A 13520-nucleotide genomic window follows, 5' to 3' on the forward strand; every position below is an offset into this window, starting at 1 on the left:
TAGTCTTATTTAAAGATGAAAAAGGAAAAATTTTCTAATGGGACTATTGAACTGACCGTTGCTATGCTTGTGTCAGGAACAGTTGGCGTATTTTTTAAGGAATCGCATCAAGCAATTTTTAATGTTGTATTTTATCGCTGTATATTCGGAGCAATTTTCTTAAGTTTGTTTTGCTATTTTAAAGGATATTTTAAGCAACACAATTTAACCTTACGACTACTAACACTGGCTCTACTTAGTGGTGTATCGCTGATTTTAAATTGGACATTAATTTTCAAATCTTTCTCGCTAATCTCAATCGCACTAGGGACAACAGTCTTTCATACTCAGCCTTTTTTTGTGGTTATACTAGGTAGCTTAATATTTAAGACTACTATTTCCAAAAACAAAATTGGCTGGATTGCGATCGCATTTTTAGGATTAGTGCTGGTTACTAAACTGCGGTTCACTATGGTGTCCTTCCACAGTTCTTATATTATTGGTATATTATTTGCTCTACTTGCAGCTATCTTTTATGCTCTGACTACCCTCCTTGTCAAGTGTCTTGAGGGTGTGCGTCCCCACCTCATCGTCCTGATTCATTTGACACTGGGAATATTTTTGGTTCTACCATTCACGTCTCTTGAAAAAGTTCCTCTTTTTGGCAACCACTGGTACTACTTGCTGGGGTTAGGTGTAATTCACACTGGTATTGTATACATTTTGATGTATTCATCCTACCAAAAGCTGACAACATCAGCGATCGCAGTTCTTACTTTTGCTAATCCGGCTAGTGCGATGCTTAGTGATTACGTCATCTACGGGCATATCTTAGAGCCAATACAGGGAATCGGCGTTGCACTCATCGTACTCGCCAGCCTTGCTGTGAATTTAAACTGGTCATTATTACCAACTAACCTGGCTTCAAAGATGTGAGCTAATCAACAACTGTGGATGTTGAACTTAAAATCTTATCCACTACAAAGTTTTTAGGGAGAAAGCCATGCCAATTGTTCAGAAAAATCCTAGTATCGCGATTGTCGGAGCGACAGGTATCGTCGGTACTACTTTCTTGTCGCTGTTTGAGGAGCGCTCTTTTAAGTATTCAAACTTGCATTTAGTCGCTTCATCGCGCTCAGTCGGTCGTTGCTTAACTCAGGGTGGACGCGATTATGAAGTTTGCGATTTGGCGGACTTTGACTTTACAGGTGTTGACATTGCCTTCTTTGCTGCTGGAACGTCCATTAGTCGTGAATGGGTAGGAAAGGCAGTAGAGCAAGGCGCAATTGTGATTGACAACACAAATGCGTTTCGGATGCATCCCGATACACCACTTGTTGTACCGCAGGTAAACCGTCATCTTTTAGTAGAGCGGCCTAAAAGTGGAATCATCGCCAATCCCAACTGCTCAACAATTCCGTTGGTACGCCTTTTACAGCCGATTGAAGAAAGTTACCACGTCAAGCAGGTGATTGTCAGTACATATCAATCTGCTTCGGGTCGAGGTGTCACGGGTATTGAGGAACTCAAAAACGGTTGTTTACAAATCATCAAAACTCCACTAGAACCACCAAAAGCAGAGCGCTTTCCTCTGCCTTTGGCCTTCAATCTGATTCCCAGCATTGATGTGCTTCTTGATAACCACTTCACACTAGAGGAGCAAAAAATGCTTCAGGAGTCGCAGAAGATACTCAACCGTCCTGACTTGAAGGTTTCTGCAACTTGCGTGCGAGTGCCAGTTATTAACTGCCACTCAGAAGCAGTCTATTTTGAATGCGATCGCGACTTAGATCGCAATCATATCGTTGAATTACTCCGTCATGCTCCAGAAGTGACAGTTTATGACGGTGAAGGTACGCAAGGTTATCCAACACCGCGAACCATAGATAATCCCGATTATATCCATGTTGGTCGCATCAGAATTGACCCCAATAATCCCAAAGCTGGATGGTTTTGGCTAGTTTCTGACAATCTTCGGATTGGTGCAGCTTTAAACGCGATCCAAATCGCTGAGGAAATGATCCAAAGGCAGGTGATTTAAAATGCAAATCCGTGTCCTCAAGTTTGGTGGGTCAACCTTTCAACGTAGTACTGATTTCAACACCATTGCAGCATTTCTCAAATCTCGGCTTGAACAAGATAGCGACAAGCTTGTAGTAGTTGTTAGTGCAATGGCTGGTTTGACGGATGAGTTTCATAAACTTGCTTTGGAAGTCAACACAAATCCATCATCCGAAGCTCTTGACTCACTTCTTCCACTTGCTGATACCATCGGGGCAAATCTGCTTCGTTTAGCAGTCGAAGCAACAGGTATTTCTGCAAAAGTACTGTCTGGCTATCAACTAGGTATTATTACAGATTCCAACTTTTCCCATGCTTCGATCCAAAAAATTGATGGAGCAGGTTTAAAACAAGCACTTACAGAAGTTGATATTGTAGTAGTTCCTGGTGGTCAAGCAGTTGATAGCCATAATCGTCCCACATTTCTTGGTAGAAACAGTTCTGACTTTACTGCTGTGACACTAGCAACGACGCTTGAACTTGAAAGTTGCGAGATTTTTTCTGATGTCAATGGCATTTACAGCGCCGATCCGAATCTCATCCAAAACACTAGACTTCTTAAAGCTGTATCTTTTGACACCGCAATCAACTTTTCACTCAGTGGGGCAAAAGTCTTGCACTATAAATCACTACAAGTTGCCAAAGATAAAGGAGTGCAAATCGTGTGTCGGCATAATCGGGATGATTATCGCATTGGGACAGTAATTGGTGATGGCAAGACATCAAAGGCTACCATACTCGATCCTCGATCGATTGTTCTAGAGTTTGCGTCAAAACGAGATTTCGAGATTGCCAGACTTAAGCTACAACTAGCGAATATTCCTGTTATTTTACTCGAAGACCAAAAAACGCCAATGCTTGTAGTTACTTGCGGTTTTTTTGATGCTGTCAAGTTCCTAGCTGAGTCTGGTATTGACGCACATCGCCGAAATTCTCTGCTAATTAGTGAATTTAATGGTAATAGCTTAGTACTAAGGCATATTGTCAGTACTAGTGAGGCGATCGCATTATGCCAAACAATCCACGATCGCTTGTATAAACATAGCAAAAGTCCAAAACTGTCACAATCAAATGTGAATTAAATGGATGATATTTACTCTTGGTTTTCTCAAGACTACGCGCAAGCTCAAGAACGTTTCCGAAAAACAACGCATTTGTTAGAACACGGAGCTATAGAGGTTGGTGATGGTCTGACTATTGACTGGGCTTGGTCGGGAGACTCCAAGTCTCCTCACGTCCTAGTCTTTAGTAGCGGACTTCACGGCATTGAGGGATTTGCTGGTAGTGCTGCTCAACTTTATTTGCTTTCTCTTAACTCTGAAATCTCTACGCTTTGGCTGCATGTACTCAACCCTTGGGGAATGGCAAATCTGCGACGCGTGGATAACGCAAACGTAGACCTGAATCGTAACTTTCTCGCAGAAGAAAAGGAGTACCAAGGCGTACATCCGACTTATAGTCTCCTCGACCCTCTGCTGAATCCACCTTCGCCACCAACAAGAGATTTCTTTTTATTGCTAGTTATAAAGGCAGTACTTCAACATGGCTACGAGAACGTGAAAAGTGCTGTGGTTACTGGGCAATATGAGTATCCCCAAGGTTTGTTCTTTGGTGGTAAATCGTTACAGCCTGGGTTGTCTCGGCTATTATTATTTCTCGACAAAACGCTGAGTCATCGAGAGAGAATTGTACACGTTGATTTGCACAGTGGTCTTGGTAAGTTTAGCGAGATATCTTTGCTACTTGAAGGAGAGTCTAATCCAGAGCAAGTCGCACGAGCGGAGCGTGCGTTTGGCTCTAGGTTGAAAAGCCGTTACGATCGCAAAGGTGGCTACCTAGTCCGTGGTGGCTTTACCCGCGCTCTAGCTCAACGTCTTCAGGGTGTCCGCTACGATGGGATTACGTGTGAGTTTGGCACCTATAATATGCTCCATGTTTTAGCTGCGTTACGCAACGAGAATCGACTGCATCACTATGCACAGAAAAACTTGTTTGCTCCCTCTAAGCAGCGATTGCTAGAGGTCTTTTCACCCTCCGATCTAACATGGCGTAGTCAGGTTTTATTAAATGCAATAACAGTTTATAAACAAGCCTGTGTAATGTTAAATGATTAGGGTGCGGCTCTTTTCAAAAGACGGTATCCCGAACAAGAATAAATTAAGAGATGCTTGTTGAACAAAGGTCTTGAACAAATTATCTGGTTTAAAGACAAGCACCAGAAATAGCCAGAGTCAGGGGATAGCCATGCAGTATGCAAGCATCAACCGTAAATGAAGACGTATTTTTCTGTGCTTTGAATGATAATTTGGAAAAAATTCTGAACCATAAATCGAGCAAGAGTTAAAGTATCTAATAGCTCGAATGTGAATTCGTTGAGGATAAACTCAAGTGCTATTAGATTTTGTAATACTTTTTTTCTCGGCCTAGTGTTCTTTTACTTTAGCTATTTACTTGTGACAAACAAATACTCGTTTTTTCTTAAGGGCAAAAACTAAGCCCATTGCAAGGATACTTCCACCTATAGTATTAGGTTCAGGAATAGAAGTAGAGGGGGCGCTAAATCCATATTTCGCCAGTACTTTTTGTCCATTTGATGAAATAATGTAATTAGCTAATTTTTGACCATCTGAACTGGCATCATTTAATACTGTTAAACCATAATCAGCTTTGACTGCTAGGTTTTGTGGTAATTCGACCAGCTTCAGACTTGTTGAATCAGATGGAACTTGTAATGCTAACAAAGCGCTAGTATAATATGCCAGATTGACATCTACTGGCTCAGGACTTTCTTCCAAAGAATAATATATACTACCACCTGAATCATTCCTGTTTTGTGGTATTATCTGTGGCATCAGCCCTGAATTACCCAGATTCTCTATTTTGTTTGGTGAGAAAAAAGCAGTGTTTTTATTTAACTTTTGAAAACTCCCTGGTTTGATTCGATCGGCTTTTTTATATACGACCTGTGCATAGTATCCCAAAGGATCGGTGTCAGGCGGTGTACCTATCCGAAGATTAGGTAACTGTTCCAAAAAGTTACTGGATGTTAAAGACGAATCAGCTCTAGTGACAGCAACTAAACGATTGCTAGCGAACTTTACCACTGGTCCACCCAAACCTTTCTCATATACTTCGAGTGGTTTATCAGTATCAGCACTAGCAAAAATATCAGGTTTTTCCCCTCCTTGTATTATGCGATCGCGCTGGATATCAGAATGATTAAAACTCGTTTCTACAGGAATACCATTTTCCTTAGTGAAATCATCAGCTACTTCAGAAAGACCTGCTCTCAAACTGCCAGCACCAAATAAAACAACTGAAGAAGGTTCTGTTTGAGGCGAGGTTCCAATGTTAGCAGCAAAAGTTTTGTTGCTGACAATTATGTTAAAAATGCAGCTAGTTAGTGAAGCAGCGACTAAGTATTTTTTCATGTTTATACAGCTTTGGGTTCAGTACTATTTTTTGGTAGCTTATTTAACAGTTTGTTCTGCCAATTTTTTCTTGAGTGCTAAACCCATAATTGCAGCTAGTAATAGTCCCCAAACATAGTTGGGTTCGGGTACTGATTTGCTGGGGCTAATAAAGCCATACTTATGCAAAATTTGCTGTCCTTTGTCTGACAAAATATAATCTGCTAGTTTCTGTGCATTTGGGTCAGCATTTTTGATAACTGTTAAACCGAATGGCGCTGCAACAGACAAATAATCTGGTAGCCCAACTACTTGCAGGCTCGGATCAATTTTTTGCGATGCGATCGCGCCAGTATAGTAACTTAAGAAAACATCTGCTTGCTGAGTTTTGTCTAGAAAATATACTAAGCTGTCTTGTCCTGATGGGACTATTGGGGAATTCCTTCCACCTGTTAATTGCAAGGCTTTACTATTGAGGGTATCAAAACTACCAGGTTTTTTTGAATTAGCTTGAGTAAATATCTGTTGAGTATAGTCTCCAAGAGGATCTAATATAGGTGTTGCAATTCCCAACTTAATGTTGGGATTTAGTAAGTAATCTAACACCTGATTTGGTGTAATTTTTGCCTGGGAATACTTTGATGAAAACACCGCTACAATCTGGTTTTGAGTAAATTCCACTGGCTGACTGCTCAACCCCTTACTGTAGAGTTTTTGGGGATTTCCAATATCTGCACTAGCAAAGACATCAGCAGTAGGTTGTCCCAGTTGGAGTTCTGTTTCTATTGCTTGTTCTCTAATCCCTGATGGTCCAAATACTGTATTCGTTCCTATTCCTGTTTCTTCGGTGAAGTCTTGGCTGACTTCCGTTAGTGCATTTCTTAAACTACCTGCTCCATATAAGTTGAGATTAGCTGCAAAAGCTTGATTTGGTATCAGAACACTAAAGGCACAAGCTGCCAAAGAACCTGTCAAAAAATATTTTTTCATCTGTTCGCTAAAATCTTCAAGTTTTTGGGTATTTTATCCTCAAAGCTAATATTACCAACTTAGTTGGAAAAATGTCAATTACTTTATATAGACAAATGTTGACTTTGTTACTTACAATCTTCGGTTAAGAAAGTTATCAGTTAAGGCAAGCAGTTATTGAGCAGTTCTTGAGAAAGAATTATTGCTTAATAACTCTTTTTCCTTCCCTGCCTCAACAGCTTATCCAAACCGTATTGAGCTTTGTTAATTATTGAAGATATAGTGGGCGTAAAACTTGTTTTACGCCAGTCATACTCAATAGATTGACAAATGTCTCCAGAAGTTATTGCTGATATTATTGAGACTGATAATCTTAGTCTGTATATCAAAAATATTTTGGTTTCAAAGGAGAAGGAGGAGCAGATAATATGACGATATTTGTCACATTACTAACGTAACGGCCTCCAGCTTTGTCACCTGGAACTACTAAACGAGCAAATCCTTCATCTGTTAAAGGCACTACTTTACCATTACTACCTTTTTTTTCAAATGCAACTAGCACTGTTTTCGCTTCAAAATTAGGTTGAATTTCACCAATAGCTACGACTGCACCATAGCAATCTGTGGCGTCAACTAGAACATATTGCCTCAGAAAAGAGTTTTTACTATTCACCCCAGAATTCCCAGGTTTTAGACCACCTCCGGCTTTCGGATTATTAATCAATTCCCATAGGGGGACTCCATAGTATGTTTCTGTTCGTGGCCCTGAGCCGGTTTGAAAGCTCACAGTGATTTCAGTAACTAATGCTGGATTTTGTTTTTTTAAAGCATCTTGTAAATTTCGCAGTTTTTGCAAGTTATAAGTGGCTGGATTCTTGAGTTCTCCACCCAAGCGAAAACTTTGCGAAGAACCTCCAAGACACTTATTTTTATCCCAGACAGAAGGTATTTTTTCTTCTCGACCCCAGGGAAGATCGCTCTTTGAGTCAGCTAAAGTAGGCTGCCATAAAACCAGTATCGATAGCATTAGAGACGCAATGGGTATTTGGCGGGTAAAACGCATAAAACATTTCTCCGTTTACTATTGAATATTCAAAGAATTAGATAGTTTTGCTCAAAGCTGTTTGCTCACCAAAAATTAGTATCGTTATCGCCAAAATTGAGCAATTTGACAATAAATTCTGTTAGATAAAAATAAAAACGGTTCTATCGTTAAACTTTCAACTCCTTACCAAACGCTACTAAATAGCTAGTTTTTAATATGAGTTATTAAAAACTAATAAATCCTAACGCCAAAGTTAGCCGCAAACCTCTTGTTAGATTTGCGTTTTTCCAAATGGATAAGTATATCTGTGCAATCTAATGAAGATAATACCAACTTATTGAGTAAAATACCAACTAATATAGTAATCAAACACCAACAAAATTAATTTTTATTTCTTTTTAAAATAGTTCAGCTTAATATTGTATATAAACTAAACTGTGGTTATTTACCTTATAAATAGGTAACTATCAAGTTAATAAACTCTTTATAAGTGAGACTCACCTGTAAATTGGAAAACTGTCCGAGTTATGGGGAAGGGTTGTAGTTGTCCCGACACTATAGTTGAAGCAAAACCATAGAGCAACTAGACTACTCCGTGTATACAACCAATAAACCAAATAAATGCTACAATTCATGGTGCAGTGAATAGAGCGATAGATGGCTATATCGCTCTATTTTATCAACTGCTTAAGAGCTTCGTAAAACGCACACTTACTTCCCTTCTAAGTCTTGCCTAAGCACTGTTCTTTCTGGCTCAACTCCTGCGTTTTAACAACTGCAATCTTAAGTATCAAACTAAGTAAAAAATGCCTACTGTGCCATTGTCATTTTGACTGCAATATCGCATGGTTTACCAAAGTACGCTGAACTTGTCACTAAAATATCTACACCAGTGCTAGCATAATCCTTTATATTTTCAGAGGTAATACCACCAGCTGCTGCTAGTTTTAAGTTTGGATACTGCTGCTTCAATTTCAAAACTAGAGGCTCAAGGTCTGGTAGGGGAATTTTATCAAACTGAATTAAATCTACACCTGCTTGAGCAGCCATCCAAGCATCTTCTGGTGTATCTACTTCAACGCAAATATGTTGTTCTGGAAACTGTCGTCGCAGTTCATTCATGCGCTCAATTAACCCATCTATACCTCCCAGGAATATCAGGTGTTGGTTAAAGATCAGAACTGTTTCAGATAATCCTAAGCGATGAAAAAATCCTCCGCCAGCTAGAACTGCTTTGATGGAAAGCGCTCTAGTACCTGGAAAACATTTACGAGTAGTCACAATAGAAACTGACTGATTTACAGATGAAGCAGTATCTACTAATACTCTTGTACGCGAAGCAATACCGGAGGCATATTCCATCAAATTTAAAGCAACTCTCCAGCCACTGTGCAAAGCTTGAGCAGTGCCACTAGCTTGAAGAATTAATTGCTTTTCTTGGCAGACTGTACCACTTTCGACTTGATAATGAACTTCAGCACCACAATATTTTAATACTCTGGCTGCTTCTTCAATAGCACAAATGGTCATTGGATGACGGGTAGAAAACTCGATTTCACCAGGTTGCTTGCCAATGCCAAGTCCGTAGGTTGTCAAATCTAAGTAGGGAACATCTTCCTGAATTAACCTAGCGATCGCCTCATCTGAGAAGAAAACACTCATTTTAGTTTTATGATCGGCTGACAAATAAATAGCTCAATCAAGATTCCCACTAAACCTAATCTCATTTAGTTGTAGGAATTGTAATAATTACTACTATTGTTCCAAATAGTTGGTAAAAAATAACTTTATTAAGAAAGAATATATACCTCAGTCGCCAAAATGAGTTAAATGCTGTATTCTTAAACCTACTTTTCGCTTATACAGTAGTAAAGTTATACCACCCGTGACTAACATAGCAGATATTGAATCTGATTCAGGAATTGGTGTAATTTGACCCAAACCACTTATTGTGTTGCTAAACTGGCCAAAATCATTGACTCGACGACCGGTAGTAACTAAAAAGTATTTCTGTCCTGTAAGGAGTTCTCGGTTGAAAGTAACAGTACTACCATTAGTAGTAGTACTTGCTATAAAAACATTGCTTAATTGTTCAGTAGGATTGAAACTATCCTGATATAAAGCTAAGAAAATATCCCATTTTCTATTTGCAGGTGGCGTAGGTTCAGATTCACCACTGATATTATATAAACCCGATTGCTCGACCGTAAAATCGAATACACTGTAAGGTACACTCATTGCTTTTATACAATTTGGTGTTTTCAACTGAAGCTATCATACCAACTAAGTTGGACAAAATCAATTCAATTACGTAATTAAACGCTGACTTTATCAAAACTTTAAGTAAAAAGTTTTTTATCTGATTCCAATTGTTGAGACAGCGAATGTGTGTCTTTGAATGTTGAGGCAGGTAAGTACACTGTAAATTGAGTACCTCTGCCTACTTGACTGTAAACATTGACAAAACCACCGTAATTCTTAATAATACCCAATGCCGTAGAAAGTCCTAAACCTGTACCTTTGCCTACCTCTTTGGTAGTGAAAAATGGTTCAAAAATTCTTTGCTGGACTTCTGACGACATCCCCATACCAGTATCCGTCACCACGATCGCAATATAAGAACCAACTTTCGCATCAATATTTATCTGGGTAGAATGTTCGCCAATCACCAGATTTTCCGCCGCAATCCGAAGAATACCGCCATTAGGCATAGCATCGCGGGCATTGATTACTAAGTTTATCAATACCTGATGTAGTTGAGTTATATCTCCACGAACGTACCAGAGATTTTTAGGGATATCTATCTGGCAAATAATGGATTTAGGGAATGTTTGAGCGATAATTTGCTCAATCTCTGCCATCAAAGGCTGAATTTCCACAATTGTCCGTTTGCTTTCAATACCGCGTGCAAAAGATAACACTTGTTTAAGCAAATTAGCGCCGCGTTTGACATTATTTTCTAAAGTTTGCAATATTTGCTGACTCTGCGGATCGGGCAATTTCTTCTGTAATAGTTGAACTGACATTAAAATTGGCGATAGGATGTTGTTGAGGTCGTGAGCGATACCGCCAGCTAGAGTGCCGATACTCTCCAAACGTTGCGATCGCAGAAGTTGAGCTTCTAGTTGTTTCTGTTGCGTAATCTCAGTATTCGCACTCAAAATAGATTTGGGTTGTCCATTCTCATCTGGTATTAGTGTCCACCGACTTTCAACAATAATTACTTTGCCTTCTTTTGTCAGTTGATGCAACTCACCCCGCCACTCACCCGTATTCATCACCTGCAAATAAGCATCTTCTAGCTGTGGTGAATCTTTATACAAAAGTTGCAAAACATTCTTACCCACAACTTCCTCAGCCTTCCAGCCATACAGACGTTCAGCACCTTGATTCCAAAACAAGATTTGGTTGTGGATATTTCGCACCAGAATCGCGTCAGTTGATACATCAAGCAGCAACCCTTGTTCGTGGATTTTCTGTTCTGCTTGTTTTTGCTGGGTTATATCTCGCGTCAGTGCCAAATGGATGAACGTGCCATCAGATTCGTTATATAGCGGTACGGCATGGCTTTCTATGTAGCGGCGAGTGCCTTTAAACCCCATGATTTCAAATTCTAAAGTCCCCTTATTACCTTGGCAGACACTTTTATGCATATTGGCAAAGGCGGCTCTATACTTTGGTACAATTACGGCATCAACTGGTTTACCAATCAAGATATCAGCACTTTCCACTTCCATCATTGCCAGCCCTTCTGCATTAATTTCTAAAAGGGTGCCATCTCTGGCAATTAGCTGGATGCATTCTGGTTCTGCATCTATCATGGCGCGTAAACGATTTTCGCTTTGACGTAGGGCCAGTTCTGTCTGCTGAAGTTGCCTGAGATAACGCCACAACAAATCATATAGCAACGCCACCAACACCAAATCCACAATTGCAGCGATAAAAAATGTCACTATCGCCTTTTGGGAATTTGCTTGTGACTGCTGCATTTCCTGCTGTAATAAATTTTTCTCTGCCTTCAAAGAGTCGTTAATCAGTTGTTGAATCTCTTTGCCAATTTGTTTGTCATTATCAGATAATATTTGCTGCCGAACTGCTTCTAATCCCTGGTTTTTTCTGAGGTAAATTTCTTGTTGCAAAATGTTGAGCCTGTTGGTAACTTTCGGCTCTAGCAAAGCAATCCACTGCTGCTTTTGACGGTTATTAGCAGTTAGTTTTTTGAAATTATGAATATTGCTATTTATTTGTTGAGCAGCTGCAAGATAAGTTTGGAAATCATCTGCATCTGCTGTAATTAAATAACTACGTTGTGCAGTTTCAGTATCTTTGAGTGTAGATTGGATACTTTCAATTTGGCTAATAACTTTATAAGAGTATGTTAGCCATTGTTGGTTGTGAATTAACTTCACAGTGTTACTATACGAAACTACAGCATTAGTAAATACAACTGCCAATGCTAAGATGAATATTGCTTTCAGCTTTTGGACTCGATACCATTTTTTGATCGTGCGATCGCCCTTTCTGCCGCAGATGCCTTTCATCAGTTAAGATTAAATATTAAAAACAAATACTGAGAAGATTTTAAGGATTTTGATAACACGGGTAGCAAAATACAATCTCTTAAAGTTGTAAATATCTGGATTTTTGGGAATGATGATTTATACATAATAGTTACAAATAAATCAGCTAGTTTTTAATATAAATTCATTTTTACAGTAATATGGGCAATGCAGTTTAGATGGGATATAGCCATTTTCAACCCAGTGAGCTACAGGTATGCAAGGCAATAATACCAAAAATGACTAATGAACAAACTACCCCGTTGCATTGTCTGTAAGACAAATTTTTTACAAGGTCATAGTTTTTACACTGGACTCTGTATTGAGTGTGGAAATCTTAACTTCAGCAAGCGTCAACAAACTGCTGATTTACGGGGTACAATTGCCATTGTCACAGGAGGCAGGGTAAAGATTGGTCATGGGGTAGCATTGAGACTGTTGCGAAATGGTGCAACTGCGATCGCAACAAGCCGTTTTCCTCATGATGCGGCAAAAAGGTACGCAACAGAGCCAGATTTTCTAGAATGGCAACATCGTTTGCAAATTTACGGACTCGATTTGCGCCATCTCCACAGTGTTGAGCAATTTACCCAACACGTTTGCAAGTTTTATCCGCGACTCGACATTATTATCAATAATGCAGCACAAACAGTACGTCGTCCGCCTGCGTTTTATCGTCATTTAATTGAGTTTGAATCACTACCTTTCGGGGAACTACCGCCAGCAATACAGGTGTTAGTAAGCCATAATCATGGAGTGAAGGCTGAGAATCCAACACTATTAGGTAATACAGAAGAAAAAGCCACATTTACCGAAAATTCTGCTTTCCTCTCCCAAATTCCTTTAATTCCCGAAGACAGCGTAGATAATTCGGCTTTCCCTTTAGGTAGGTATACCGATGATGGACAACAACTTGACTTGCGTCCTTTTAATAGCTGGCTGATGAAGGATGATGAAGTCAGTATTTTAGAATTATTGGAAGTGCATATAATTAATGCGATCGCTCCATTTGTGATTAACAGTAGACTCAAGCAATTAATGAGCAACTCCAAAGAAACTAATAAATACATTATTAATGTTTCTTCAATGGAGGGGCGATTTAACGATGTTGACAAACCCTGGCGACATCCCCACACCAATATGGCAAAGGCTGCTCTCAATCAAATGACCCGTACCTGTGCCAAAGAATACGCTAAACATCGTATTTTTATGAATGCAGTAGACCCTGGATGGATTAGCTTTCAACATCCCTATCATCAAGCAAAATCCATGCAAGAACGTGGTGTTTATCCTCCCTTTGATGTCAATGATGCGGCTGCACGCATTTGTGACCCAATTTATCTAGGAATTAACCAAGGTAAAACACCTTTTGCTAAATTATTTAAGGATTATAGAGAAATAGATTGGTAATTTCTGGCAGTGTAGCTTAATGGTAGAGCGTTCGCCGTTCAAAGCGGAAGGCAACCGTTCGATTCGGTTCTCTGCCCCAGCAACGTA

The 13520-nt window shown here is 39.5% G+C and carries 11 protein-coding genes and 1 tRNA gene; 6 read left to right on the forward strand and 6 right to left on the reverse strand.

What is annotated here, in order from left to right; genetic code table 11:
- Window positions 1–15: 15 nt before the first annotated feature.
- The 4 genes from ACR5KR_RS28825 (at window position 16) to ACR5KR_RS28840 (ending at window position 4154) form a co-directional block, all read left to right on the forward strand.
- On the forward strand, window positions 16–915 hold the full coding sequence (locus ACR5KR_RS28825; RefSeq protein ID WP_448268891.1) for a DMT family transporter: 900 nt from the start codon (window positions 16–18) through the stop codon (window positions 913–915).
- 67 nt (window positions 916–982) lie between these two features.
- A complete protein-coding gene (locus tag ACR5KR_RS28830; RefSeq protein WP_448268893.1) occupies window positions 983–2020 on the forward strand; it encodes an aspartate-semialdehyde dehydrogenase in 1038 nt (345 codons plus the stop codon).
- A gap of 1 nt (window position 2021) precedes the next feature.
- Window positions 2022–3122, forward strand: coding sequence for an amino acid kinase family protein (locus tag ACR5KR_RS28835; protein ID WP_448268894.1), 1101 nt, complete (start codon window positions 2022–2024; stop codon window positions 3120–3122).
- Complete coding sequence (locus tag ACR5KR_RS28840) at window positions 3123–4154, forward strand: DUF2817 domain-containing protein (RefSeq protein WP_445628650.1); 1032 nt, start codon at window positions 3123–3125, stop codon at window positions 4152–4154.
- A gap of 333 nt (window positions 4155–4487) precedes the next feature.
- Here the strand turns inward: ACR5KR_RS28840 and ACR5KR_RS28845 are convergent, their stop codons facing one another.
- The 6 genes from ACR5KR_RS28845 to ACR5KR_RS28870 all read right to left on the reverse strand — a co-directional run bounded on the left by ACR5KR_RS28845 (window position 4488) and on the right by ACR5KR_RS28870 (window position 12005).
- Window positions 4488–5471 carry a substrate-binding domain-containing protein gene (locus tag ACR5KR_RS28845; RefSeq protein WP_448268895.1) on the reverse strand — a complete coding sequence of 328 codons (984 nt, stop codon included), beginning with the start codon at window positions 5469–5471 and terminating at the stop codon, window positions 4488–4490.
- Between the two features lie 39 nt (window positions 5472–5510).
- The gene (gene modA, locus ACR5KR_RS28850; protein ID WP_448268897.1) at window positions 5511–6440 is read right to left on the reverse strand and encodes a molybdate ABC transporter substrate-binding protein; all 930 of its coding nucleotides are present in this window, start codon (window positions 6438–6440) and stop codon (window positions 5511–5513) included.
- 364 nt (window positions 6441–6804) lie between these two features.
- Complete coding sequence (locus tag ACR5KR_RS28855) at window positions 6805–7482, reverse strand: hypothetical protein (protein ID WP_448268898.1); 678 nt, start codon at window positions 7480–7482, stop codon at window positions 6805–6807.
- Window positions 7483–8274: 792 nt separating this feature from the next.
- Window positions 8275–9126 (reverse strand): ModD protein, encoded by an 852-nt coding sequence (modD, locus tag ACR5KR_RS28860; protein WP_448268899.1) that lies wholly within the window; start codon window positions 9124–9126, stop codon window positions 8275–8277.
- Window positions 9127–9273: 147 nt separating this feature from the next.
- Window positions 9274–9702, reverse strand: coding sequence for a hypothetical protein (locus ACR5KR_RS28865; RefSeq protein ID WP_448268900.1), 429 nt, complete (start codon window positions 9700–9702; stop codon window positions 9274–9276).
- A gap of 101 nt (window positions 9703–9803) precedes the next feature.
- Window positions 9804–12005 carry a PAS domain S-box protein gene (locus tag ACR5KR_RS28870; RefSeq protein WP_448268901.1) on the reverse strand — a complete coding sequence of 734 codons (2202 nt, stop codon included), beginning with the start codon at window positions 12003–12005 and terminating at the stop codon, window positions 9804–9806.
- A 264-nt stretch (window positions 12006–12269) separates the two neighbouring features.
- Between ACR5KR_RS28870 and ACR5KR_RS28875 the strand changes: the two genes are divergently transcribed.
- Together ACR5KR_RS28875 and ACR5KR_RS28880 are read left to right on the forward strand one after the other, a co-directional pair.
- Complete coding sequence (locus ACR5KR_RS28875; protein WP_448268903.1) at window positions 12270–13433, forward strand: SDR family NAD(P)-dependent oxidoreductase; 1164 nt, start codon at window positions 12270–12272, stop codon at window positions 13431–13433.
- A 5-nt stretch (window positions 13434–13438) separates the two neighbouring features.
- Window positions 13439–13510: transfer RNA gene (locus ACR5KR_RS28880), tRNA-OTHER, on the forward strand.
- Window positions 13511–13520: the final 10 nt, after the last annotated feature.

This window comes from Nostoc sp. DSM 114159 (genome assembly GCF_053470285.1).